Origin of the sequence: Anaerotignum sp. MSJ-24, assembly GCF_018918145.1 — a bacterium.
Taxonomy (GTDB): domain Bacteria; phylum Bacillota; class Clostridia; order Lachnospirales; family Anaerotignaceae; genus Metalachnospira.
In genome coordinates this window covers 349,503-375,966 of record NZ_JAHLPX010000001.1, presented here as the reverse complement: position 1 = coordinate 375,966, position 26,464 = coordinate 349,503, and the positions used below count along the sequence as shown (strand labels likewise).

Here is a 26,464-nt window from a genome sequence, read left to right as displayed (position 1 = left end):
GGCTGCCAGAGATAGTAATGCGGTTGGCGGAATCCATTCAATGCATCTTAAGATGCTGCGCCTGTAATACGCCCTTCTAGGGCGAGTACAAACCACTAGTTTAACTAGTGGTTTTGATTACAGCTCCGGAAAAGGAATAAACGGCTGGATTGTTCCATGGTCGGCAATTATTTTTTCCATCCATATCATGTCGTACCAACGGTTATATTTATATCCGCATTTTCTGAACATTCCGACGGTTTTAAAGCCAAGATGCTCATGGAAATGCTCACTGCCGTTTGTAAGATATTCGTCCTCATTGTCCGTATAGGCTATGCAGGCATAAAGATTGGTTATGTTCTGCTTAAGAAGTATATCCGTAAGCACTGAATAAAGCTTTTTGCCTAAACCGCAATGCTGAATGGATTGGCTTAAGTAAATTGAAAGCTCGGAAGAATGTGCATATGCCTCTCTGCCGTTACAAAATGGCGAGGCATAGCCGTATCCGAATATTTTTCCGTCTTTTACTGCGATTATATATGGATAGCGTTCAAGCGTATGCTCAATGCGTGAACGGAATTCCTCAATGGTCGGAACTTCGTATTCAAATGTAATTGCCGTATTTATAACATAATATGAATATATGTCCAATATATCTTTTGCGTCCTCTGTCGATGCTGTTCTGAAAATTATGTCATTGTCCATTGTTATGTCACTGTCCTTATTTTATGTTTATCTGTCCCGGAATTGAGTTGCTTTCCTTATCGTCTTCGGGAATTGTTATGCCGGAGGAGGTGAGCTTTTTGATTCTGTATGCCTCCTTGTTTTCGGAAACAAATTCGTCTGCTGTGAAAAGCTTTGTTATAAAGCTTTTTTTCTTCATTGTAAATACCTGTACGCCGCCGGAAGCCTTGTTTGTGTTCAGCGGAATAAGCTCAGTATTGAACATAAGTGCCTTGTCCGTATCTCTTACAAGAATTAAATCGCAGTCACCGTCTGCATTTCTTATGCCGATAAGCGGCGATTTTGAAGAATAGGCATTGATAAGACGTTTTCTGTTTGTCTTTGTAGCATAGCTTTCGAGCGGTATTTTTGCAACCTTTCCGTTTTCAAAGGCAAAGAATACATATCCGGAATAGTCCGTTGTTGCCAGACAGAAGAGAATACGCTCGTTTTCCTCCATGCTGAGTATGTTCGGAAGATAATCGCCGAATACACTTGCTTTGCTGTCGGCAATGTCCTTAAGCTTCATCTTGTATACATTGTATTTGTCCGAAAAGAATATTACATCGGCTTTGTTTGTACATTCTATTTCGCAGAGAATGCTGTCCTCTTCTTTGAGCTTCTGTTCCGGTGATGTACGAAGGGAGGACATAGGTATCTTTTTGAAATAATTGTGTGCCGTAAAGAACAGCTTGACCGCATAGTCTTCCACAAAGTCCTCTGCCTTGAGAGCCTTTGTTTCCGTATCGGCAATAATAGAGGTTCTTCTCGGTGAACCGTATTTCTTCGCTATGCTCTTAAGCTCCTTGGCAATGAGTCTTTTTATCTTTGTATCGCTGGAAAGAAGGGCGTTTAGGTCTGCAATGTCAGAAACAAGATCGCTTATCTCCTGTATTTTGTTGAGAATGTATTCCTTGTTTATGTTACGGAGCTTTATTTCCGCAACGAATTCCGCCTGCTGTTCGTCAATTTCAAAACCGGACATAAGGTTGGGAACAACCATTGCGTCAACCTCTGTGTTTCGTATTATTGATATTGCCTTGTCTATATCCAGAAGAATTTTTGAAAGTCCCTGCAACAAATGGAGCTTTGTGTTTTTCTTGTCCAGATCGTATTTTGTGCGGCGTTTTATGCAGTCCATACGGAAACGAACCCATTCCTTGAGTATGCCTTTAATTCCTAATGTCTGCGGTCTGCCGTCGATAAGCAGATTAAAGTTACAGCTAAAGGAATCGCAAAGCGGTGTAAGCGAGAACAGCTTTGTCATAATCATTTCCGGATCGGCTGAACGCTTTATGTCTATTGCTATTTTAAGGCCTTTGAGGTCGGTTTCGTCACGAATATCCGTTATGTCACGAATTTTGCCGGACTTAACGAGAAGTATAACCTTGTCGATTATTGTTTCGATATTTGTGGAATAGGGAATTTCATATATTTCTATACAGCTGTTTTTCTTGTCAAAGCGGTATTTTGCACGAACCTTAAAGCTGCCTCTGCCTGTTTCGAATATATTGGAAAGCTCGTTTTCGTTATATATAAATTCTCCTCCGTGAGGAAAATCGGGAGCTTTTATATAGTCGAGAATGTTGCAGTCGGGATCTGACATATAGGCTATTGTTGCCTCACACACCTCCGCAAGGTTAAAGCTACAGAATGAGCTTGCCATGCCTACGGCAATACCTTGGTTCGGATTGACGAGAATGTTCGGAAATGCGGTCGGAAGAAGAACAGGCTCCTTCATTGTAGCATCGAAGTTATCAACAAAGTCAACGGCGTTTTTGTCTATGTCGCCGAATACCTCATTGCATATTCCGGCAAGCTTTGCCTCGGTATATCTGGCAGCCGCATAAGCCATATCCCTTGAATACTGCTTTCCGAAGTTTCCCTTTGAATCAACGAAAGGCAGAAGAAGTGAGCCGTTGCCTTCTGTAAGACGTACCATTGTTTCGTATATTGTGGCGTCACCATGCGGATTGAGCTTCATTGTCTGGCCTACAATGTTTGAGGACTTTGTTCTTGTTCCATTTATAAGTCCCATTTTGTACATTGTATAAAGAAGCTTTCTGTGAGAAGGCTTAAATCCATCTATTTCGGGAATGGCTCTGGATACAATGACGCTCATTGCGTAGGGCATATAGTTCACTTCAAGAGTGTCCGTTATCTTCTGCTCGGTGATTATTATATTTTTTGGTTCTTTGTTTTCGGTTTTTTTAGTTTTTTTAGCCATTTTTTACCTCTTTATCAGCTAATATCGGCAAGGTCGAGATAACGGTATCCGTCACTTTCGATATGTTCCTTTCTTCCCTTAAGATTTTCGCCGAGAAGAAGCTCAAAAATTTCCTTTGTTTTTTCTATGTCATCGGGAGTAACAAGTATAAGTCTTCTTGTTTCGGGATTCATTGTTGTTTCCCACATCATTTCCGGCTGATTTTCGCCGAGTCCCTTTGAACGCTGTATTGAATATTTGCCTTTTATCTTTGAGATAATATCGGCTTTTTCGGTTTCGGTATATGCAAAATATGTGTTTTTGCCGGACGTTATTTCATAAAGCGGTGATTCGGCAATGAACACCTTTCTTTCGGTTATGAGAGTAGGCACAAGCCTGTAAAGCATTGTAAGAACGAGCGTCCTTATCTGATAGCCGTCAACATCGGCATCGGTACAGATTATTATTTTGCTCCAGCGGAGCTGGTTTATGTCAAAGGAATTTATATTTGAGTTGTGTTTTGTTTTTATCTCAACGCCACAGCCGAGCACCTTAAGAAGGTCGGTTATGATGTCGTTTTTGAATATTTTGTCGTAATCAGCCTTAAGACAGTTAAGAATTTTTCCTCGGATGGGGATAATTGCCTGAAATTCCGCATCTCGTCCCAATTTGCAAGAGCCGAGAGCAGAGTCACCCTCAACGATATATATTTCTCGTCTGGTAACGTCCTTTGAACGGCAGTTTACGAATTTATCAACTCGGTTGTTCATGTCAAGACTGCCTGTAAGCTTTTTTCGGATATTTACTCTTGTGTTTTCCGCCGTTTCACGACTGCGCTTGTTCACAAGTATCTGATTGGCTATTTTGTCTGCCTCAAGCTTGTTTTCAATAAAGTATATTTCAAGACGTTTTTTGAAATAGTCAGTCATTGCGTCCTGTATGAACTTGTTTGTTATAGACTTTTTGGTCTGGTTTTCGTAGCTTGTTATTGTGGAAAAGGAGTTTACAACGATAATAAGGCTGTCCTCAACGTCATTGAAAGTAATTTTCTTTTCGTCCTTTTTATAAAGATTATTACTCTTTATATATTTGTCTATTGCATAAACAAAGGAGCTTCTTACGGCCTTGTCCGGTGAGCCGCCGTATTCGAGATAAGAGCTGTTGTGATAATACTGGAGTGAATTTATCTCGTTGTTGAAGCAGAAGGCTGCTTCAAACTTAAGCTTATATTCCGGCTTATCCTCTCTGTCACGACCTCTGGTTTCTGTGGAAAGATACTGAATGTCTGTAAAGCCTTTTCCGGCGTTAAGCTCGGTTATATAATCCTTTATGCCGTTGGGATATACAAATTCCTCGGTTGTATCGGCTTCCTTATCCTTATAAACAAATGTAAGACCGGCGTTTACGATAGCCTGTCTTTTGAGAGTGTCCTTAAAATATTCCGTAGGGATATTTATGTCAGTGAAAACCTCCATATCGGGACGCCATTTTATTTCCGTTCCGGTAAGATGTCCTCCGATTTTTTCTTTTTTAAGTCCTCCGACGTTTTCGCCTTTTTCAAAATGAAGTGTGTATTTAAAGCCGTCGCGATATATCACTGCATCCATGTATTCGGAGGAATACTGCGTTGCACAGGTTCCAAGACCGTTAAGACCGAGAGAGAACTCATAGTTTTCACCTGAGTTGTTGTTGTATTTTCCGCCGGCATAAAGCTCGCAGAAAACAAGCTCCCAGTTATAGCGTTCCTCCTTCTGGTTGTAATCGACGGGTATACCACGGCCATAGTCCTTTATACAGACTGAATGGTCGGCAAACCGTGTTATCTCTATTTTTTTTCCGTAGCCTTCACGGGCCTCGTCGATGGAGTTGCTCAATATTTCAAAAACAGTATGCTCACAGCCTTCAAGACCATCGGAGCCGAATATAACGCTCGGACGGAGTCGAACTCGGTCGGCACCCTTAAGTGAGGAAATACTGTCGTCATTATAGGTTGGTTTTTCTTTAGCATTAGCCATATCTACACCTGCTTAATTAGTTTATATCTATTAATGATAAACGAGTTTGATTTTTTTGTCAAGTTCTATGCGAATGAATATTTGTGTATGGAAATATATATTCGATATAAATTTGCTTTGATGTATTATCTGCCATATGATATAATAAAATAATATTATATTTTGGAGGATAAAAGGGACTTATGGAAAATATTTTTGATACAAACGGAGTATTTGTTAATACAGAAAGACTTGTGTTATCGGACATAAATGAAAGTGAGCATGACGAATATATAAAGCTTTTGAACGACGAATCAAGAAAAGCCGTTGCGGCAATGGACAACATAAACAGAGATGCCGAAAAAGAGCTTAATGCCTGCTATAACGACAATGAGGCGTATTTTATACGTCTTTCGGAGCATAAGGAAAACACAGTTGTTACAATGACAATAAGAGAAAACGGTGCGTTCTGCGGCTACTGTCAGTTGAGAGGAACAGACAAAAAGCTGCCGGAAATATTTGTTGACATAGCAGAGGAAAACAGAGGCAAAGGAATAGGCTTTGAAACGGTAAAAGCTGTCGCAGAGAAGGCGAGAGAGATATTTAATGCGGAAGGCTTTAAAGCACTTATTGATGTGCATAATGCTCCTGCGGTAAAGATTGCGGAAAAGCTCAATGCTGAGAAAAACGAAGACATAGTAAGAGAAAAATACGGAGAAATGTATGACCAGTCCAAGGCATTGCGAGCAATGATTTTGGAAAAATACGGTGATGATGAAAATAACCCTATGCTTCCGTTGTTGACACAGCTTGCAACACTTCCGGAAGGTTATATTATAAAGTAAGCTAAAAAAATCTATGTATTTTATAGTAGTGTAGTGTTGTAAAACATGAAAATTAGTAGTATAATTATACGATACATTAATATAAGCATGTTTATTTGAAAGTGATGAGAATTATGAGTAAAAGTTGTGAAAACAATAAAGGCTTTACTCTTATGGAGATGTTAATTGTAATTGCAATTATTGTAATACTTATTGTAATAGCATTGCCTGCTTTATCGAAGCATCTGGAGAAAAGCCGTGAGGTTGTTGATATTGCTAATGTTCGTTCGGCATACGCTGAATTGATAACAGAGGCAATGCTGGATGATAAAACAGATGAAGTCAGAATTGTAAAGCTTAAGCAGCATCAAGACGATTGGCAGACAATGGATCCTGTTACTATTGCAGATGTAACCCATTATAAAAAAGATGGTGATACTGATAACTGGAAAGGAATTCCTGTTGCAAATGGCATATGTGAGGTATCATATGACCCTTCAATCGGCGTTATTTTCAACTGGAAGGGAAGCGATGGAGGTAATACAGATCCCGGTTTCGGTTTTAATAATGATGTGCATGGTCCGCTTAACAGAACAGATATTTTATCTGATTTGGTTAATAGCAAGAATAATAATTTTGAGATAGATTCACAATGTCCTAATTCTGATATGGTCGATAAAGTAAAAGCTAAAATTGAAAGTGATAGTATTATGAAATATGGTACATGGGCGTATCTTGGAGATCCAAACAGTGCGTCTGACAGATATTTCTTTTGGACATCTGTTAATACAAATGACGTCGGAGTTGGCAAAAAAATACCGGTAATTGTGAGCAGAGCAGATGGAGGCTTCTATATATCCGAAACAACAACAGCCCAAAGAAAAAAAGACGGAAAGAATTATGTTGCTATAGCAGATCATGTTTATAATTCGTATGGCTTTATGCAGTATACAAAAGGAGATCGTTACGATAGTCTTGAAGATGCTTATAAAGCTTATTCAAAGCTGTTTGAAGATGGTAAATATCCTGATTATAAGGATACATTGCCTCAATAAAAAATATATATTTTTATAGAATGAATATTTAAAACCCATGGAAAATGTATTAATAAATACCATACTTCCATGGGTTTATTTTAATCAAAAATTGTTTCGGAAATATTGATAAATATATCCGGCTGTTTTATTTTGTGAAGCTTTCCTTTCCGGAGAACGGCGTTGTTGTCAGCAGCAACGCTTATTTCCGTTCTGTCATTTAATAAGTAGGTTATTGTTACCTTTGGCTCAAATGGTTCTTCCGCTTTTTAGAATACGGAATAGTTAAGAAAGCCTGTAATTTTTACTGCAAGCTCAAGCTTTGAACTGTCCGTTATTTCCTTAATCTCGTGATTTGGTTCGAAATATTCGATTTTAACAGCCTGTAAGTTTTCTGCTTTTGGTATACCTATAAGAAACATACCGTTCATAAATATGTATCCGCAGAAAACTATTACAGTCGTTATTACAATCCTAAAAATATAAGCTCCTAATTTGCGTATCATAGCTGAATTCCCTTGTTTTTAACTATTAAAAGAAATAATTGCGTTTATGGCAAAAAGCAATCCAACAATCAACGTCAGCTTATAGCCTTTATTTTCTTTATATGAAAGATATGACTCAATAAACCAATACAGAGTAAGGCATATATACGAATAAAATGTTGCAAAAGATTTGGTAAATGAAAAATATAATATGGCTATAATCAGTACGATTTGCAATACATAAAGTATTTTTCCGAGTGTATTATAATTTTCCCAATTCGTATTTATTTTCATTTTAATGCCTTTTTAATATCTTACTTCCATAAAGCTGAGGATTACGTTTTCTTTTTCCTTGAATGTGTCTGTTATATCGTCTTTTGTTGTGCCTTTGAATACCGAATTCTTTACAAAATATGCTGTTGTTGTTACTGCACCATCTGTTCCGGGAACTTCTGTTACGATAACTGAATAATCACCGTCATAATTATAAACAAACATTACCGGATTTGTTATTGCAGAGTCTACATAGGTTTCACTTGCCGTAACGATTGAAGCAGCCGCAAGCTCGGAAGAGCCTTCTGTTGAGATAAGATATATGGGAAGTGAATTTACCAATGAAGGTCTGACTATATCTGTAATGTCGGAGGATAATTCAGCATCTAAAAGAGCATTAATGTTTTCGTCTGAAATATCTGCTCTGTATACAGAAACAGGAGTTGTATATGAGCCGTCTGCTATTTTTTTAATTATATCATTTATTTCGGGAGAAGCAGACATAAGCTTTATGTAGTCCTCTGATTTTGCAAGCTTGCTGATTTTGGTAACAAGCTCATATCCTTTTGTTGCCGCCGGATCTAATGCTGCCATTTTTGTCGGTTGTGAAACGATAACACCGTGGTCGGCTTCGGGTGGACGAACAGTTGTATTTTTAAGTGTAAAACCTGTCGTTAATGTACAGAGCGAAAGGGCGGAGCATACTGCTGCTAAAGCTATTCTTTTATTCATTGTAATTCCTCTCCTTAATTATTTAATTTGTTTATTTTAGCTAATTATACCATAGGAAATTATCAAAATACGGATATTAATAAAATTGTAAAGAAATTTATTAAAATAAATTATTAAGGTATCTGTAATGAATAGGAATAGAAAAAGGATTAACGTAAATACTATCGGTAAAAGAGGATAGGGGAGAATACAAAAAGAACCGCAGAAAAACTGCGGTTCTTAAAAAATCTATATTATGCTAATTACTTTTCTTCTGCAAGCTTCTTGTAGCTTTCAAGTCTTTCCTTAGCATATTTCTCTGTCTTCTCGAAGAGTTCGTTTGCAATTTCAGGGAATGTTCTTACAAGTGAGCTGTAACGAACTTCATTCTTGATGAATGCCTGGAAATCGCCAACGGGATCCTTAGAGTCAAGTGTGAAAGGATTCTTTCCTTCTTCCTTAAGAAGGGGATTGAATCTGTACATATGCCAGTATCCACACTCAACAGCTTTCTTGATCTCTGTCTGAGCACCGCTCATACCACCCTTGATACCGTGGTTGATACAAGGAGCGTAAGCAATGATAAGTGAAGGTCCGGGATATGCTTCAGCCTCTTTAAGAGCCTTAACAAGCTGTGCCTGGTTTGCACCCATAGCAACCTGTGCTACGTATACATAGCCATAGCTCATAGCCATCATACCAAGGTCTTTTTTCTTTACTCTCTTACCGCTTGCTGCGAACTGAGCAACAGCACCTGCAGGTGTTGACTTAGAAGCCTGACCGCCTGTGTTTGAGTAAACTTCTGTATCGAATACAAAGATGTTAACGTCTTCGTTTGAAGCAAGAACGTGGTCAACTCCGCCGTAGCCGATGTCGTATGCCCAACCGTCACCACCGAAGATCCACTGGCTCTTCTTAACAAGCTGATCCTTGTTTTCAAGAACGTAGTCTACGATAGCTTTTGCTTCTTCATTTTCTGTTACAAAGCCTTCAAGCTTAGCAACGAGTTCTGCTGATGCAGCCTTTGATTCTTCACCAAGAGCCATGTTAGCGATCCAGTTGTCGATTGCTGCTGCAAGTTCTTCACATGCCATAGGCTTAAGTGTTTCAAGTTTAGCCTTGATGCCTTCTCTCATGTGTCTAACTGCTGTAGCCATACCAAGACCGAACTCAGCGTTGTCCTCGAAGAGTGAGTTGCTCCATGCGGGGCCTTTGCCTTCAGCGTTTGTTGTGTAAGGTGATGTAGGAGCTGAACCACCCCAGATTGATGAACAACCTGTTGCGTTTGCTACATACATTCTGTCACCGAAGAGCTGTGTGATAAGCTTAGCATAAGGTGTTTCGCCACAACCAGCACATGCGCCTGAGAACTCAAGTAAAGGCTGTTCGAACTGGCTACCCTTAACAGAAGCTTTGTCCATAGGGTTCTTCTTAGGTGCAAGTGACATTGCATATTCCCAGTTAGCAGCTTCTGCTTCCTGTGTTGCAAGAGGTACCATTGTGATTGCCTTTTCCTTAGCAGGGCAAACTGTTACACAGCTACCGCATCCAAGACAGTCAAGTGATGAAACCTGCATAGCGAATTTGTAGCCTTCGAATGCTGCGCCACCCTTAGCGTCTGCCATCTTGAAGCCTTCAGGAGCATTAGCAGCTTCTTCTGCTGTAAGAAGGAAAGGACGGATTGTAGCATGAGGACATACATATGAACACTGGTTACACTGGATACATTTTGCAGGATCCCATACAGGAATATTAACAGCAGCGCCTCTCTTTTCGTAAGCAGCTGTTCCAAGAGGTGTTGTACCGTCTTCGATACCCTTGAATGCACTTACAGGAAGTGAATCGCCCTTACGTCCGTTAACTGCTGCAACGATTGTCTTAACATATTCAGGTTCATCCTTAGCAGCGGGAGCAGCTTCGTCAACTGCGTTAGCCCATTCAGCGGGAACCTTAACTTCAACAACGCCTGCAACACCCTGATCAACAGCGGCATAGTTCATGTTGAGGATGTCGTCACCCTTCTTGCCGTATGTCTTTTTGATAGCAGCCTTCATGTAATCAACTGCTTCGTCGATAGGGATGATGTTTGCAAGTTTGAAGAATGCAGCCTGGAGAACTGAGTTGATTCTGTTTCCAAGACCGATCTGAGCTGCAATATCAGTACCGTTGATGATGTAGAATTTGATGTTGTGCTGAGCAAGATATCTCTTCATTGCTGCAGGAAGATTCTTGTCAAGCTCTTCTGCTGACCATTCTGTGTTAAGAAGGAATGTACCGCCATCCTTAAGGTCAGTAAGAATGTTGTCGTAAATGTGAACATATGACTGTTTGTGGCAAGCAACAAAGTCAGCCTTGTTTACAAGATATGTTGAGCGGATAGGTTTGTCACCGAAACGAAGATGTGACTGTGTGATACCGCCTGATTTCTTTGAGTCATAATCGAAATATGCCTGAGCATATTTGTCTGTATGGTCACCGATGATTTTGATTGAGTTCTTGTTAGCACCTACTGTACCGTCAGCGCCAAGACCCCAGAACTTACACTGGATTGTGCCGTCACCAGCTGTTACGTCAACGGGAGCACCAATCTCAAGTGAGTGGAATGTAACGTCGTCAACGATACCGAGTGTGAAGTGGTTCTTAGGAGCATAAGCCTTAAGGTTTTCATATACAGCGATGATCTGTGCAGGTGTTGTATCCTTTGAACCTAAGCCGTAACGTCCTGCAACGATTGTAGGTCTGTCAGCCTTGTCAAAGAGTGCTGTACATACATCCTGGTAAAGAGGCTCGCCCTGTGCGCCGGGCTCTTTTGTTCTGTCAAGAACAGCGATAGCCTTGCATGTAGCAGGGATAGCTTTGAGGAAATGCTCAACTGAGAAAGGTCTGTAAAGATGAACCTTAACAAGACCAACCTTTTCGCCCTTAGCTGTAAGGTAATCGATTGTTTCTTCGATTGCTTCACAAGCTGAACCCATAGCGATGATAACTCTTTCTGCATCGGGAGCACCGTAGTAGTTGAAGAGCTGGTAATCTCTGCCTGTGATACGGCTGATTTCCTTCATGTAGTCTTCGCATACATGAACGATGTTGTCATAGTAAGGGTTGCAAGCTTCTCTTGCCTGGAAGAAAATATCAGGGTTCTGAGCTGTACCTCTTAATACAGGATGCTCAGGGTTGAGTGATCTTCTTCTGAATTCGTTTACTGCATCCATATCAATGATCTTAGCAAGTTCATCATAATCGATGCATTCTACCTTCTGGATTTCGTGTGATGTACGGAAACCGTCGAAGAAATGAAGGAAAGGAACTCTTCCTTTGATAGCTGAAAGATGAGCTACGCAAGCAAGGTCCATAACTTCCTGAACTGAGTTTGAACAGAGCATTGCGAAACCTGTCTGACGACAAGCCATTACGTCTGAATGGTCGCCGAAGATTGAAAGTGCGTGGCTTGCAAGAGCTCTGGCACTTACATGGAATACACCGGGAAGAAGCTCGCCGGCAATTTTGTACATGTTAGGGATCATAAGAAGAAGTCCCTGGCTTGCTGTGTAAGTTGTTGTTAAAGCACCTGCAGCGAGTGAACCGTGAACTGTTCCGGCAGCACCTGCTTCTGACTGCATTTCTACTACTTTAACTGTCTGACCAAAAAGGTTTTTCTTTCCGTTAGCTGCCCAGTCGTCTGTGTGCTCAGCCATCGGAGATGACGGTGTGATAGGGAAAATACCAGCTACTTCTGTAAACGCATATGATGCGAATGCAGCTGCTTCGTTACCGTCCATAGTTTTCATTACTTTAGACATTTGCATATCCTCCTTAAGATTTATCTACCATAATGAGTGGTTAATATTTGCAAATTTGTACGGTTAAATTATATCAAAGTCAAACGGTCTAATCAACAGTTTGTAAAAACATCGGTTGTCATACAACATCCGATAAATGCTGATTTTCCGAGATTTTCTCAAAGGTTTGTGGGCGTTTTTAATAATTGGCACTCTGAATTTTGAACTGAAAGCTAAATTTTTTAAAAAAAAGTAGAATTAAAAAAATATTTAATAAATTTTAAATATTAATTTATTTTAGATTTGTAAATTTAGTCTATTCTAACAAATATTTACGAACACAAATTTTTCGTGGAAATACCGCATTTCTGCCTAAAAATCGACTTTTATATGTCATAGTTATTGTCAGACAAAGATGTGCCGGTAAGGATTTTATTACCATATATTCGGTAATAATTTATCAGTGGTCAGACCTTTATACAGGCATTTTCCTCTGTAAGCAGTATTAAACGGTAACCGCTTTTGCCGTTTAAAGTTATGAAAAGGTTATTAACACTGTACTGTGTAAAATTAAAACTTTCATCAGCATATACAATAGAAGTGGCTGCCGCAGCCACTGTAATGCGGTGAACGCCCTGCGGTATTCCGATAAAAGCAGACACCTCATTGTATGCAATTCCGTTTATTACGGCAATGCCGTCGATATAAATATCCATTGACGGAGCGTTTTCCACAGTCTGGATGAACCGCACAAAGGACGATTCCGCAAAGCATTCGGGAACGGCACCGCTCAGCTCCGTAACTGTGTAGCTGTTGCCGCTTTCGGAGATAACAAATATATAAGAGCCGCTGTTATTTAATGTAAGCTTGTAATCATATAAAAGCTTGTTTCCGTCGCTGAAAACAATGTCGTAATCGCCGTTTCCGAGCGTTGACGGCTCGCTTAATGTACCGGGTTTAAGGTTTTCGGCAAGAGTAACCTCTCCTGTTGATATGGTAATCTCTCTGTTGTCATTAATCAAGCTGTAAAATCTGACTTCTGAGGCATTCTCAGCCATGGAATTGTTTTCGGTCGGATTGGTAAGTATGCTTTCGTAGCTTACTCCGCTTTCTTCGGCAACGCCGGAAGGGCCTTTTTCGATATAGCGGACGGCGGCTTCTTTTCCTTCGGGAATGCCTGCCGGCTGTGAACGTGTTGTTTCCACGGCGTTTGCAGCTAAGGCGTTTATAAAGCCTTCGTCATAAAATTTAATACGGTTCTCCGTATAATAATTTCTTGTAAGATTTGTTTTGATTTCTTTGGACATAATATCACTCCGGAAAGGACATTTACGATATATTATGCATTAAATAAATTATTGTTACACTTTAACAAATATTATATAATAAACTATATAATCATATAAGGGAGGATTTTTATGAAATGTCCATATTGTAATGAAGAAATGAAATGTGGCTATATAAGAAGTCCACAGGAAATAAGCTGGAGAACTAAGAAGAATATGCTTACAAATATAGCAGATAAATCAAAGGGGGACGTTATTTTGTCAGAAGGAAATATTTTAAGAGGTTCAACTTTGATTGCCTATAATTGCAGTAAATGCAAGAAAATTATTATTGATTATGATAAGAGCAATATGTGACTTTCATATTTCTTTAAAATTATCTCATATTATGCTATAATTCTTACATTAGATTATGAGGTGAAATTATGTCGGAAATCAACACCGAGATTACAGCAGAAAAAGCAGAAAATAAAATAAATTTTACGCATCTTCATGTCCATACGGAATACAGCCTTCTTGACGGTTCGGCGAAAATACCCGACCTTGTTAAGTGTGCGAAGGAACTTGGCATGGACAGCCTTGCCATAACCGACCACGGAGCAATGTTCGGAGTTATGGAGTTTTACAAAGCCTGCAAAGAACAGGGCGTTAAGCCGATTATCGGCTGTGAGGTTTATGTTGCGCCGAAAAGCCGCTTTGATAAAAACGGAAGGGAAACCGTAAGCTATTATCATCTGGTGCTTCTTGCGGAAAACATGGAAGGCTATGAAAACCTTATAAAGCTTGTTTCTATGGGCTATACCGAAGGCTTTTATTATAAGCCGAGAGTTGATGAGGAAATACTGCGGAAATACCATAAGGGCATTATCGCCACAAGTGCGTGTCTTGCCGGCCCTGTGGCAAGAACAATGATAAACGGTTCGTATTCAATGGCTAAGGAAATGGCACTCAAATATCTGGATATATTCGGTGAAGACAATTTCTTTCTTGAGCTCCAGAACCACGGCATACCCGACCAGAAGATTGTCAACGAAGGACTCATAAGAATGAGCAAGGAAACCGGTATACCGCTCATCTGCACAAATGACGTTCATTATATAAATCAGGAGGATTGGCGAGCACATGACGTTCTTCTCTGCATACAGACCGGAAAAACGGTAAATGACGAAAACCGTATGCGTTATGACGGCAACTGCTATCATCTGAAAAGTCCGGAAGAGATGTATGAGCTGTTTTCCTATGTTCCCGAGGCAATGGAAAACACAATGAAGATTGCCGAAAGATGCAATGTGGAGTTCGTTTTCCATGAGCTTAAACTGCCGAAATATGATGTTCCCGAGGATTGCACAGCAGAGGAATATCTCAGAAAAATAACCTATGCCGGCTTTGAAAGCAAATATCCCAACGCAGATGAAGAGTTGAAAAAAAGACTGGAATATGAGCTTGGCACAATAGTAAAAATGGGCTATGTGGATTATTTTCTTATTGTATGGGATTATATTAAATTCGCAAAGGATAACGGAATAACAGTCGGCCCCGGAAGAGGAAGTGCCGCCGGAAGTGTTGTTGCATATTCACTCAGCATAACAACAATAGATCCTATTAAATACGACCTTATTTTTGAGCGTTTCCTCAATCCCGAACGAGTAAGCATGCCCGATATTGACGTTGATTTCTCGGACGAAAGACGCCAGGAGGTAATTAACTACGTTATCGGTAAATACGGAGCTAATAACGTAGCACAGATTATAACCTTCGGAACAATGGCGGCAAGAGCGGCAATAAAGGACGTAGGAAGGGCTTTGGACGTACCTTATGCCGATGCCGACCGAATATCAAAGATGATTCCGGCAGAGCTTAATATGACAATAGATAAGGCTCTTACAATGAATCCGGAGCTTTTAAATGAATATAAAAATGATGAGGATATAAGACATCTTATTGATATGAGCCGCAAGCTTGAAGGACTTCCCAGACATGCTTCAACACATGCCGCCGGAGTTGTTATATGCGGCAGACCGGTTATGGATTATGTTCCGCTTTATGCCGTTGACGGAAATATATCGACGCAGTATACAATGGGCATACTGGAGGAGCTCGGTATTCTTAAAATGGACTTCCTCGGCTTAAGAACACTGACCGTTGTTGAAAACGCCGTAAATGAAATAAAGCGTATACATGGAATAGATGTGGATATTGATAACCTTCCCGACAGGGACAAAAATGTCTATGCAATGATTTCCGCCGGAAAGACGGAAGGTGTTTTCCAGCTTGAAAGCGGCGGAATGAAGCAGTTCATGAAGGAGCTTAAACCGAGCTGTCTTGAGGACCTTATAGCCGGAATTTCGCTCTATCGTCCGGGTCCTATGGATTTCATACCCAAATATATTAGGGGCAAAAATAATCCCGGTGATATTCAGTATACGTCTCCGGCACTTAAGCCTATTCTTGAGAATACTTACGGCTGTATCGTTTACCAGGAGCAGGTTATGCAGATTGTTCGTGACCTTGCCGGATACAGCCTCGGACGAAGCGACCTTGTAAGGCGTGCCATGAGCAAGAAAAAAGCTAAGGTCATGGCAGAGGAAAGACATAACTTTGTTTATGGTATTGAAGGAGAGGTTCCCGGCTGTCTTGCCAACGGAATACCCGAAAAGACTGCCGAAACAATATTTGATGAAATGACCGATTTCGCAAAGTATGCCTTCAACAAGAGCCATGCGGCATGCTATGCGGTCGTTGCTTATCAGACGGCATGGCTTAAGGCGTATTATCCCGTTGAATTTATGGCGGCGCTTATGACTTCGGTCATGGATAATACGGCTAAGGTAACAGGATATATAAATGACTGCCGACGGATGGGAATAGAAATATTGCCACCGGATATAAATGAAAGCTTTGTCCAGTTCAGTGTTTCCGACGGAAAAATAAGATTTTCTCTTGCGGCAATAAAAAGTGTAGGCAGACCGTTTATAAAAGCCATCGAAAAGGAAAGAGAAAAGAACGGAAAATTTAAAGGGCTTACCGATTTCTGCGAAAGAATGTCCGGTAAGGATAATAACAGAAGAATGGTGGAAAACCTTATTTATGCCGGTGCATTCGATTCTTTCGGAGGAACAAGAAGACAATATGTTACCGTATGTAAATCCGTTATGGACGGTTTAAGCCAGTCAAGAAAAAACAATATCGAAGGCCAGCTTAATCTTTTCGATATATGTGCGGAAGACAACGGAAGCGTTACATCCGGCGATGATTTCAGACCTATCGAGGAGTTTAAGACAAAAGAAAAGCTTACGTTTGAAAAGCAGGTGCTTGGAATATATATCAGCGGACATCCGCTTGCCGAATACGAAAAAACAATAGAGCGTAAAATAAACGTGCATTGTGCGGATTTTCTTGAAAGTAATATAGAAGAAGGCTTGAGCGACATAAAGGATGGACAGAAAATATCAGCCGGAGGTTTCATTGCCGAGAGAAACATAAAATATACAAAAACAAATAATGTTATGGCTTTCATAAGGCTTGAGGATATGACCGGTTCGGTTGAGGCTATTATTTTTCCGAAGGTTTTTGAAAGAATCGGCAAATATATTGAAGAAGACAAGGTTATAATAGTCGAAGGAAGAGTTTCCATATCCGAAGGTGATGTTCCGAAAATAATATGTGACAATGTTATTCCTTTTGAAGACATTGATAAACAGAACAAAACAGCCGTAAGCATGGGAATTGTACTTACAGACGGACATACGCTTGACGAAGCTTCGTCCGAGATAGTAAAATATCATGGTGATGTTCCGCTTTATATAAACGATACGGTAAGCGGAAGAAAGTTCAAGGCAGACAGAAAGAACTGGCTTTCTGCCGATGATTTTGTTATAGATGAGCTTAAGCGTATTTTCGGCAATGATAATGTTGTTGTAAAATACAAATAATATAGATTTTAAAACCTAAGGGTTTTTATTGCTGGGAGGTAATCAATATGGAAAACGGACAGATGAAGATAGGTGTTCTTACAAGCGGTGGCGATGCACCGGGAATGAATGCGGCGATAAGAGGCGTTGTAAGAACTGCATTAAATAAGGGTTGTAAGGTAATAGGTATCCATAAGGGATATATCGGCCTTATAAACGGAGATATTACGGAGTTTTCGTCAAAGGACGTTTCGGATATTATGAACAGAGGCGGTACAATACTCCATACCGCACGCTGTCCGGAAATGATGACAGAGGCAGGCATAACAAGAGCTGCCGCAATTTATAACATACTTGGTCTTGACGGCCTTGTCGTTATAGGCGGCGACGGTTCTTTCAGAGGCTGTAAGGCACTTGCCGAAAGAGGTGCAAACGTAATCGGTATACCGGGAACAATAGACCTTGATATTGCCTGCACGGAATATACAATAGGCTTTGATACAGCCGTAAATACAGGACTTGACGCCGTAAGACGTCTTCGTGATACATCAAGCTCGCACGAAAGATGCTCGGTTGTGGAAATGATGGGCAGAGATGCAGGCTATATCGCTATGTGGTGTGCTGTTGCCGGCGGAGCGGAAGAGGTACTTGTGCCGGAAAATAAAGGCACTGTTACAGATGATATGGTTATCGAACAGATACTTATGAACCGAAGCAGAGGAAAACGTCATAACCTTGTTGTTGTTGCGGAAGGCGTTGGCGGTACGGTTAAGCTTGCCAAAAAGATACAGGATATAACAGGCATACAGACAAGAGCAACCGTTCTCGGACATTTGCAGAGAGGCGGCACACCGTCGGCTGTGGATTGTATGCACGCATCTATGATGGGCTATCTTGCCGCAATGGATATTATAGAAGGCAAGAAGAACAGAATTATTGCGTATAACAGGGGACGTTATGAATCGCTCGATCTCAATGAGGCACTTTCTATGACAAAGAAGATGGATGATGAATATTATAATGTAGTTAAATTACTTTCGATTTGATTTTGAGAGGATATTATGGAAATTCGGTATAAAGATACAAAATCATTTAAGGCAGAGGTATGGCTTTAAGCGGTATGATAACTATTCGGCAATGGTTTTGAAGAAGTTTTAATAAAGAACGATAGGAGAGGGCAGCTTGTTCTCTCTTATTTTTTTACATTCTTTACAATTTTATTACAATATCAGTAAAAATATTGAAAGTTATCATTTGATTGGTTAATATTTTAATATAGGTATTATAAACGGATAATTGTTATTTCTTATGGGAGGACTGCCATGGATTTATTATTCAGTATTATAGGTATCATATGTGTAGTGGCTCTTGTTAAATTTACACGCAATTATTGTGACCGGCTGACCGAATACATAAAAAACGGTCAGTATCTTATAGACATTAATACGGTTTACGACTTTGTCGGGCTTGTTGCGGCTATAATCAGTTTTTTGTTTGCACCTTTTTTAATTATACTGATATTTATTTTCAAAATGAAGCCTTATGTGAATAGAAGGTTTGACGATATGTACAGGCTTGTAAATGAGCTTTATGCCGATGATTGGAACAGGCAGTATAAATATCTTGCACAGCTGAACTGGAGAGTGAACAGAAACAGGATTGTTTTTGCAGTAGTGCTTATTGGTATTGTTTTACTTATGGTTTGTCGTTTTATGAGAGTATTATTATATTAAGGAGCTGAATTTTATGAAAAGAAAATTGTTTGCTTTGCTTACCGCTGTCATGTGCGTTACATCTGTGCCGTATACCGCAATGGCGGAGGAAAACGGACAATATGCGGAAATGAAAGATGTGAATGTTGACATCAAACAGGATATTGTCGAGGTTGTTTATAACGGAGATAAAATTTCATGCAACGGCTTTACTGTCGGCGGAAAGACGTATGTACAGCTTAGACAGCTTGCCGAGGAAACCGGCAAGAAGGTCAGCTATGACAGTGCGGCAAAGCGTGTTGTTATAAAAAACGAAAGCAATGCCGAAAAATCAAAGTCCTCTGTTGTCGGTGCAAAAACAGCAGTAAGTGTTGAAAATATGAATATATACGGAAATGATATTGATTATTCGGCTTTAAAGGACAGCGAGGTTTATAATGCAGACGGGTATACATATTGTGAACTCAACAGTATTTTAAAGCTGTTTTCGGAAATGGATAAGGCCGACGGAATACAAAAGCCGTCCGAAAGCTTTGATAACGATATTGTCGAATATGAAAACGATATGGGAAAATTCTTTACTTCGGGAAAAAATATAGTCAATATACTTACAAATGATGTGCATAAAGCTACCGATGCCAAGGTTGATAAGGCAATCCGTAAGTCGTTGCTTAAGGTCGGCAATTATAAAGTGGTGTCCGATGTTAAAACATATGTGAAGAATATGAAGGGCATGGAGATAATAATTGTTGATTTCGATATAGATTACGGCAATGGTGAGGGTATAAGCCGAGAGTATATTTATATGCCGGTAGACGGAACGGAAAGCGAAAAGACAATTGATACAACTATTAAAGACACCGATATTGAAAAAATGAATGTAAACATTAATACTGTTACTATGGACTTTAACCATAAAACCTATGAATATAAGGGAAGTGCCGTAACGAAGGGCAAGCTCGACAGTGCCAAGGCAATGAGTGCGGCTGAATACAGCGATTATAAAATACTTGACCAGTGGAAAGTTCCGTTCATATATAAGAGCTATGATGACGATAAGGTTTATGAGGTTATAGCGGTTGAAAATCTTCTTGAAAAACCGGACGGAAGCAAATGCCTTAAGGAAAGCTTCTATAAGGTTACGGATTTTATATACAGCGGAAATGAGATTTGATATTTTTATTTAATTGATTTTGAATATACCCGTGGTAATGGTATCAATGTATGAAAATAAGCGGAATTCAGCAAAATCAATATTTTTAGAGTAGTTGGCAAATAGGTAGCACAAAATTGAACAATAAAACATAAAAGGGGTGTGCATTGTAGCAGCATCCCTTTTGTATATACTCATGCTGTGAATTATGAGAAAATTCTATTATTTCAATATTCTGATTTGAGCAAAAACAGCTGAAAAGGAGAAGAAAATAAAACATAGAAAAAATTGTCAGACTGTAGACAAAGTTATTCTTGTACAGCGGAAGGTATTAGGAAACGAAGAGTTTCCTAAGTGGAATCCGCAGACGGGATTCACTTCCGTCGAGGAGAATAGCGAGTTTCAAGGCTTTTTAGCCGATGGAATGAGCTATTCATGCTTCTGTTTAAACAAGTCGAAATTCCTGATTTCGACTTAGGTGTCGACTTTGTCGACACCTTGAATTATGTTACTCATCTTCTAAATCGGCAATCAGTTTGACATTGCTGACTGCCAATGCAAGCTGCAGCTTATTTTCCAGTCCTGTTTTTTGAAGCATATTTGCTACATGAAATTTGACAGTGGACATTTCACAGCCCATCTCCGCAGCTATGCGGGTGTAAGACAGTCCACGCACAAGATGTCGCAGAACCTTCAGCTCAGTTTTTGTAAATTCCGTACTCTTTGCCATGCCGATATTGACAGTCGGAGGTGCATCCGGAAAGATATGTTCACCTTCCATGGTTCGTTTGACGACATCCATCAGACGTTTCTCGGTAGAGTCCTTATACCAAAGACTGTCAGCACCTGCACGTTTTGCTTCGTCCAAAACCGCACCATCAATCAGTGATGTAACAACAATAATCTTGGTTTTTGGGCAAATGGCTTTTATCTGACTGACGGCAATTAATCCGTTTTCTCGGTTTTCTGTCTGTACATCCATCAAAATCAAATCGACAGGATTTATTCGGCATACCTCAACTGCCTGTTTTGCACCGGGAATAGATGCTATGATTCGGTAGTCGTCCTTGGCGCGAAAATAGCTTTCAAGCAGACTGCGAATCATAATCTGGTCTTCAACAATCATTACTTTCATGTGGTGTTCCTCCTTCCGGAAAACTAAGCGTGAGTTTAAAGCGAGGAATGCTATCAATGTTCATTTTACCATCAGCTTCTTCTACACGTTGGCGGAGCATGGAAAGACCGCCGCCCTCTGTGATATTTTTCTTTGGTGCCAATCCATTGTTGGTTAGGGACATCTCTATGTATCCTTCCTCCTGCAAAAAGCACACATACAATTCTGTTCCATCTGCGTGACGGGCACAATTTGCCGCACATTCACAGATTGCCAGTGCACTTAGCGTGCGTAAACGCTGTGTTTTTGGCTCATCACCTGATAGCAGAACTTTTACACCAAGTTCTTCAGCTCTTTTTTTTGCTGCTTCCAGTGGTTTAGATTGCATTGTCATCTGACTGGAACGGTAAAGCACCGAAATTGACTGTTCCCAAAGTGATGCATTTGCACGAATTTCCTCCAGATCTGCGTGCTTGAGAAGTACACGACGTGCTGCAAGAATACTGTGCCCAATGTTGTCATGCACACGGAGCTTTAGTGCAAGCGTCTCTTCTTCTCGAATGATTTCCGGCATTTGTTCAAATAGCTTACGCATATGAGCATTGGCTTTTTCAAGCTTTAAATTTTCTTCTTTTAAATGGTTTTGTTTTTGCATCAATTCCGTAATATCCGTAGCAGTAGTTTGTGTATATCGGATGCCTGCATTTGTTGTTATTTGTTCAGAAGCAAAGCGATGTACCTTGCCGTCAGGAAACCGGTATATCTTAAGCAATGGATCCAAACAGCAAATGTTTGAAGGCGGTGACTGCAAGTTAGTCTGTAATTCCGCAAGCGTTTGTATACCACCACGTTGCAAAATATTCATTATGTCGAGCATACGATGATTGACGAGTCGCACAACGCCTGCTTTATCGAAGAAGCAAACAGCAACAGGCAGGGAATCGAAGCTATCCTTAATTCTGTCCATAAATTTTTATAGTCCTCTCAATTTTTCCGATTTATGTATAATATACTGTAAACCATCCTCATCCTGTTCCCATTCTAAACCTGGGAATTGTGCGTTCAGATTGCAGAGTGACTGTGCTCCTGAAACACAGAGGTTCACCTCTACCTGTTCTCCGACATCTACGAAGATAAGTAGGGCATGCAGTGAATCAAACTCTGCTTCAACGACCGCTTCAAACAGATCGTAGACCTGAGCTGCCTGGTCAACAGTTAGTTGTCTGTCACCGTTAATATGTACACTGCAGTCCACACCATACAGGCTGAGATTTTCTACCGATTCATTAAAACATAGCCTTAATTCCTGTACAGAAATCGAACCACGCTGAACACCGACAAAAATCAGGTTGTTTCTGCGTTTTATATAAGTTCCGAGAATGATAACCTTGCTAAGTATGTGTTCAGCCTGCTCACGGTCGTCTGTATGCTGCAATTTTATAAGAAGCTCTTGAAGCATTGCAATTTGGTTTGCCGTCTGAGATTCCATTATATCATATAGTCTGTTTGCCTCTGTCAGCTTTAGCAGCTTTGCACGCTGTGCGTTTTCCGCTGCCAAAACATCCCCGATATCACGAAGCTCATCATGCGTTATCTCAAGCTCTTTATTAATTTTATTCAATTCTGAAATGTCTTCTTTCCAGAACACCCATCCTTGACGAATTTTATGCCTCTTTAAAAGTGTATCTTCATCCAATCTGATGGTATCTTTCTGCATATAATGCAGTTCGTTTTGCGTAAATGCTCTTTGCATGGTGACTGATATATGCTTGGTGCAAAGTGAATTATCCGTAATTTGGATAGGCAGACTCGTTACTTCGAAAAGCTCGCCGTATCCCATGTTAGACTGAATCAGTCCGCATTGAATGCAGCATTCGAAAATACTTGCAAAAATCAGACATTGTGAAACAGTCATATCTCCTGCAAGTACCCAGACCCAATATACCTTTTTGGCATACGCATGAACATATATCAGCGAAAGTATAAACGGAACAAGTGGCAGAAAGCGAAATTTTTTGCTATGAGGTATACGACAGTTTTTTATCATCAAAACAAGCGAAACCGCCGCACATAGCAGTTCCCAACTCAGAACGAATAAATAGCCGATCCCATATCTGTATTCATCATCAGACAAAATGTTGTTTGGAAAGGAAAACACCAGCTGATGAGAATCGTTTGTCAGAACGAGTAAAAGCATGATAATCGTTGGTATATAAAGAAGCTTAGTCCATTTTGGCAGTCGAAAATCTTCAGACTTGCCGAGAGATTGGGCAACAAAGACCGATAGCATGGGAATAAACAGAATAGGGACATAGTAAAAGTACCACAACCAGTGCGATACATATAGACTGTCAATAGAAAACTTTATTGAACGCAGGATCAGCCATAGCACCATAAGCATGGAAATTAAAAACAAATAGTGACGCACCTGTGTCTGTACTATACGGATATGAAGCGATAATCCCCACATAAAAAACAATGAAATATAGATTACACTTCGCAGATATCCCCATCCCGGGTGATTCAGATAAGTACGACTGGCATAGCGAATATACATGGCAAATGAAATAAATACCAGTACAACCAGTGCAAGCAGTATAGTCTTTTTCATAGTCTTGCTCATGCTATATCTCCACCCTGTTACAACTATTAATTATAATACAACAATATTGTTTATATAATATAGCATAGCATATAGATATTAGAAATACAATAAGGTTTTATTTATTTACAATATGAGACACTTTGTTTTAAATTTTCTTGTTAAAATTTGCAAAACCTAGCCAATCGGCGGGGGCGTAATTTTAATTTTGAAGATACAATATAAACAAATGAAACATTATATTCATAAATAAGAGAAAGGCGGTGGAAAAGAACTGATGCGGAGAATCGTACTGGATATGAAAGGAGGACTTTTGGCAGAGGCAGTTGAACAATCACTTACAGGATGCAATCTTGGTTTTATTGTCTACCGCTCTTCAAGTCCGGAGGAAACACTTAATTTATGCAAAGTCTGTCATGCCAATGTACTTGTAATGGAGGTTGTTCGTGAAGGTGTATGGAAGCTAAGTGAACGGCTTAAAATTCGAAATGAAATAAAGAATCTTGGCTTGGATTGCAAGATATTACTGCTGATAGATGAACGTGAAGATGAAATGCTTGCTGCTGATGTTCGACAGGCTGTGAAAGATCAGCTGGTTGACAATTTTATTTATGCATCGGTATCGCCGACCTACCTCGCAGGTGTGATTGATACGCTTTAGAAAGGAGTGGTAATATTGCAGGTTATAATCCAGAAAATACCGGAGAATTTGATGGAGTTTGAAATGCTAAATACTGAAGGACGTCAACCGGAAAGAATCTGTGCAATGTTTCTGTGTGCACTGGCACTGTTTGATCGTGATAAGGACGCAGGCACAGCCGCAATAAATCTTCTGCGTGGGCCTAAGCCTTTAACACCGTATGACTGTCAGTTCCTACGTGATCGATTGCGTGGTAAAGCATATCTTCCGCTTGCATATTTTGAAGGTGCAACGCCCGAAAACAGTTATCAGCCACATAAGCCGTATATACTTAATGTAATTGAAGATCCAAGACCACAGGATATAGAGCAAGGATATTTGCGATTATTCCTTAAAACAGCAGGTGCGGATTCACCACGCCCCATAAAGTTACGGCAAAAAGCTTCGACCGGAGAATGGTTCTTATGGGAATATTCAAGTATTCTCAGTGGCATTCGTATTCCGGCAGCAGAGGATCCTTGGGCATAAAAAAATGAGAAAGGAAGTAAACAAATATGGGATTAATTAAAGCAGCATTAGGCTCAGCCGGTGGCGTTATGGCTGACCAGTGGAAAGAATATTTTTATTGTGAGGCAATACCTGAAAATGTTATGGCCGTCAAAGGCCAGCATCGTGTCTCAGGACGTAGCAGCAACAACAAGGGATCGGAAAATATTATTTCCAATGGATCCATAGTTGTTGTAGCCGACGGTCAGTGTATGATTATTGTCGATCAGGGAAAGGTTACTGAGTTATGTGCCGAACCCGGAGAATTTACATATGACAGTTCAACAGAACCATCCATTTTTTCAGGTGAGTTAGGAAACAGTATTCGTGATACATTCAAGAATATCGGTAAACGATTTACATTCGGTGGTGAACCGCCAAAGGATCAGAGAGTTTATTATTTCAATACAAAGGAACTTATAGGCAACAAGTATGGCACACCATCACCGGTTCCGTTCCGAGTTGTTGATCAGAGAGCAGGTATCGACATTGATATTTCACTCCGTTGCTTCGGTGAATACAGCTACCGTATTTGTGACCCGATTCTGTTCTATACTAACGTTTGTGGAAACGTGAGTGAGGACTACACAAGAGATCGTCTTGATAGCCAGCTCAGAACTGAGCTTCTGACTGCTTTGCAGCCGGCATTTGCAAAGATATCCGATATGGGTATCCGCTATTCTGCAATCCCCGGTCATACAATGGAGCTTGCCGAAGCATTGAATGAAGTTCTTTCCGGAAAATGGCGTAATCTGCGTGGACTTGAAATCGTTTCCTTCGGTGTTTCGTCAATCAAGGCGAGCGAAGAAGATGAGCAGATGATCAAGGAATTACAGCGCAATGTAGCATTCATGGATCCAACGAGAGCGGCTGCACACTTAGTCGGTGCACAGGCATCTGCTATGCAGTCTGCGGCAGCTAATCAGGGAGCAGGCCCTGCAATGGCCTTTATGGGAATGAATATGGCCGGAAACAGTGGCGGTATGAATGCACAGAACCTCTATCAAATGGGGGCTCAGCAACAAGCACAGTCCGCACAGCCAACACCGTCAGCACCTGCACCTGCGCAGGAGGCTGTTGCACCGACAGGTTGGGATTGTGCCTGTGGTAAAAAAGGAATTACCGGTAATTTCTGTACAGAATGCGGTGCAAAAAAACCTGAACCACAGCCGGCAGCAGACAGTTGGAAATGCCCGTCATGTGGTAATGTCGTAACCGGCAAATTCTGTCCTGAATGTGGCACTAAAAAACCGGAAATAAAAGAAAACGGATGGACGTGCAGCTGCGGAGCGGTAAACAAAGGAAAATTCTGCCCCGAATGTGGCCAACCTAAGCCTGCCGGTGTTCCGCAGTACAAATGCGATAAATGCGGTTGGGAACCGGCTGATCCGGCTCATCCGCCGAAATTCTGCCCCGAATGCGGAGATCCGTTTGACGACGGAGATTTACATTGAAAAAATTATTTAAAATTGGTTTGATTGTTTTGGTATCA

Annotated in this window: 20 protein-coding genes; 10 read left to right on the top strand and 10 right to left on the bottom strand. The window is 40.4% G+C overall.

The window, feature by feature from the left end:
* Nucleotides 1-117: 117 nt before the first annotated feature.
* Genes KQI66_RS01710 through KQI66_RS01700 form a run of 3 tightly spaced genes read right to left on the bottom strand, consistent with a single transcriptional unit; the run spans nt 118 to nt 4,923 of the window.
* Entirely contained in the window at nt 118-684 is a 567-nt protein-coding gene (locus KQI66_RS01710; protein WP_216426973.1) for a GNAT family N-acetyltransferase, read from the bottom strand.
* Between the two features lie 16 nt (nt 685-700).
* Nucleotides 701-2,929 (bottom strand): DNA gyrase/topoisomerase IV subunit A, encoded by a 2,229-nt coding sequence (locus KQI66_RS01705; RefSeq protein ID WP_216426972.1) that lies wholly within the window; start codon nt 2,927-2,929, stop codon nt 701-703.
* Nucleotides 2,930-2,943: 14 nt separating this feature from the next.
* Nucleotides 2,944-4,923 carry a DNA gyrase/topoisomerase IV subunit B gene (locus tag KQI66_RS01700; RefSeq protein WP_216426971.1) on the bottom strand — a complete coding sequence of 660 codons (1,980 nt, stop codon included), beginning with the start codon at nt 4,921-4,923 and terminating at the stop codon, nt 2,944-2,946.
* A 182-nt stretch (nt 4,924-5,105) separates the two neighbouring features.
* On the opposite strand from KQI66_RS01700, the gene KQI66_RS01695 reads away from it, so the two are divergent.
* Both KQI66_RS01695 and KQI66_RS11425 read left to right on the top strand, forming a co-directional pair.
* Nucleotides 5,106-5,747 carry a GNAT family N-acetyltransferase gene (locus tag KQI66_RS01695; protein WP_216426970.1) on the top strand — a complete coding sequence of 214 codons (642 nt, stop codon included), beginning with the start codon at nt 5,106-5,108 and terminating at the stop codon, nt 5,745-5,747.
* Between the two features lie 113 nt (nt 5,748-5,860).
* Nucleotides 5,861-6,781, top strand: a complete 921-nt coding sequence (locus tag KQI66_RS11425; protein ID WP_216426969.1) for a prepilin-type N-terminal cleavage/methylation domain-containing protein — start codon at nt 5,861-5,863, stop codon at nt 6,779-6,781.
* 248 nt (nt 6,782-7,029) lie between these two features.
* On the opposite strand, the gene KQI66_RS01685 is transcribed toward KQI66_RS11425, so the two are convergent.
* The 4 genes from KQI66_RS01685 to KQI66_RS01670 form a co-directional block, all read right to left on the bottom strand.
* A complete protein-coding gene (locus KQI66_RS01685; RefSeq protein WP_216426968.1) occupies nt 7,030-7,191 on the bottom strand; it encodes a hypothetical protein in 162 nt (53 codons plus the stop codon).
* A gap of 360 nt (nt 7,192-7,551) precedes the next feature.
* Nucleotides 7,552-8,250: a hypothetical protein gene (locus KQI66_RS01680; RefSeq protein WP_216426967.1), complete on the bottom strand. Its 699-nt coding sequence runs from the start codon at nt 8,248-8,250 to the stop codon at nt 7,552-7,554.
* Between the two features lie 242 nt (nt 8,251-8,492).
* Nucleotides 8,493-12,029 (bottom strand): pyruvate:ferredoxin (flavodoxin) oxidoreductase, encoded by a 3,537-nt coding sequence (nifJ, locus tag KQI66_RS01675; RefSeq protein ID WP_216426966.1) that lies wholly within the window; start codon nt 12,027-12,029, stop codon nt 8,493-8,495.
* 446 nt (nt 12,030-12,475) lie between these two features.
* Nucleotides 12,476-13,315 carry a DUF4397 domain-containing protein gene (locus KQI66_RS01670; protein ID WP_216426965.1) on the bottom strand — a complete coding sequence of 280 codons (840 nt, stop codon included), beginning with the start codon at nt 13,313-13,315 and terminating at the stop codon, nt 12,476-12,478.
* 111 nt (nt 13,316-13,426) lie between these two features.
* On the opposite strand from KQI66_RS01670, the gene KQI66_RS01665 reads away from it, so the two are divergent.
* The 5 genes from KQI66_RS01665 (at nt 13,427) to KQI66_RS01645 (ending at nt 20,091) form a co-directional block, all read left to right on the top strand.
* Nucleotides 13,427-13,651, top strand: a complete 225-nt coding sequence (locus KQI66_RS01665; RefSeq protein WP_216426964.1) for a PF20097 family protein — start codon at nt 13,427-13,429, stop codon at nt 13,649-13,651.
* A gap of 116 nt (nt 13,652-13,767) precedes the next feature.
* Nucleotides 13,768-17,226, top strand: coding sequence for a DNA polymerase III subunit alpha (locus KQI66_RS01660; RefSeq protein ID WP_216426993.1), 3,459 nt, complete (start codon nt 13,768-13,770; stop codon nt 17,224-17,226).
* 47 nt (nt 17,227-17,273) lie between these two features.
* Nucleotides 17,274-18,251 (top strand): ATP-dependent 6-phosphofructokinase, encoded by a 978-nt coding sequence (locus KQI66_RS01655; protein WP_216426963.1) that lies wholly within the window; start codon nt 17,274-17,276, stop codon nt 18,249-18,251.
* 276 nt (nt 18,252-18,527) lie between these two features.
* Nucleotides 18,528-18,938, top strand: coding sequence for a hypothetical protein (locus tag KQI66_RS01650; RefSeq protein WP_216426962.1), 411 nt, complete (start codon nt 18,528-18,530; stop codon nt 18,936-18,938).
* A gap of 13 nt (nt 18,939-18,951) precedes the next feature.
* A complete protein-coding gene (locus KQI66_RS01645; RefSeq protein WP_216426961.1) occupies nt 18,952-20,091 on the top strand; it encodes a hypothetical protein in 1,140 nt (379 codons plus the stop codon).
* A 487-nt stretch (nt 20,092-20,578) separates the two neighbouring features.
* Here the strand turns inward: KQI66_RS01645 and KQI66_RS01640 are convergent, their stop codons facing one another.
* Genes KQI66_RS01640 through KQI66_RS01630 form a run of 3 tightly spaced genes read right to left on the bottom strand, consistent with a single transcriptional unit; the run spans nt 20,579 to nt 23,654 of the window.
* On the bottom strand, nt 20,579-21,205 hold the full coding sequence (locus KQI66_RS01640) for a response regulator transcription factor (protein ID WP_216426960.1): 627 nt from the start codon (nt 21,203-21,205) through the stop codon (nt 20,579-20,581).
* Nucleotides 21,186-22,151 (bottom strand): hypothetical protein, encoded by a 966-nt coding sequence (locus tag KQI66_RS01635; RefSeq protein WP_216426959.1) that lies wholly within the window; start codon nt 22,149-22,151, stop codon nt 21,186-21,188. The genes KQI66_RS01640 and KQI66_RS01635 overlap by 20 nt, the downstream gene beginning before the upstream one ends.
* A 6-nt stretch (nt 22,152-22,157) precedes the next feature.
* The gene (locus KQI66_RS01630) at nt 22,158-23,654 is read right to left on the bottom strand and encodes a histidine kinase N-terminal 7TM domain-containing protein (protein WP_253287625.1); all 1,497 of its coding nucleotides are present in this window, start codon (nt 23,652-23,654) and stop codon (nt 22,158-22,160) included.
* Between the two features lie 430 nt (nt 23,655-24,084).
* On the opposite strand from KQI66_RS01630, the gene KQI66_RS01625 reads away from it, so the two are divergent.
* The 3 genes from KQI66_RS01625 to KQI66_RS01615 are packed head-to-tail and all read left to right on the top strand — an operon-like array spanning nt 24,085 to nt 26,426.
* Nucleotides 24,085-24,447 (top strand): hypothetical protein, encoded by a 363-nt coding sequence (locus tag KQI66_RS01625; RefSeq protein ID WP_216426957.1) that lies wholly within the window; start codon nt 24,085-24,087, stop codon nt 24,445-24,447.
* 15 nt (nt 24,448-24,462) lie between these two features.
* Complete coding sequence (locus tag KQI66_RS01620; protein ID WP_216426956.1) at nt 24,463-24,954, top strand: DUF6935 domain-containing protein; 492 nt, start codon at nt 24,463-24,465, stop codon at nt 24,952-24,954.
* Between the two features lie 26 nt (nt 24,955-24,980).
* A complete protein-coding gene (locus KQI66_RS01615) occupies nt 24,981-26,426 on the top strand; it encodes an SPFH domain-containing protein (protein ID WP_216426955.1) in 1,446 nt (481 codons plus the stop codon).
* The last annotated feature ends 38 nt before the right edge of the window (nt 26,427-26,464 follow it).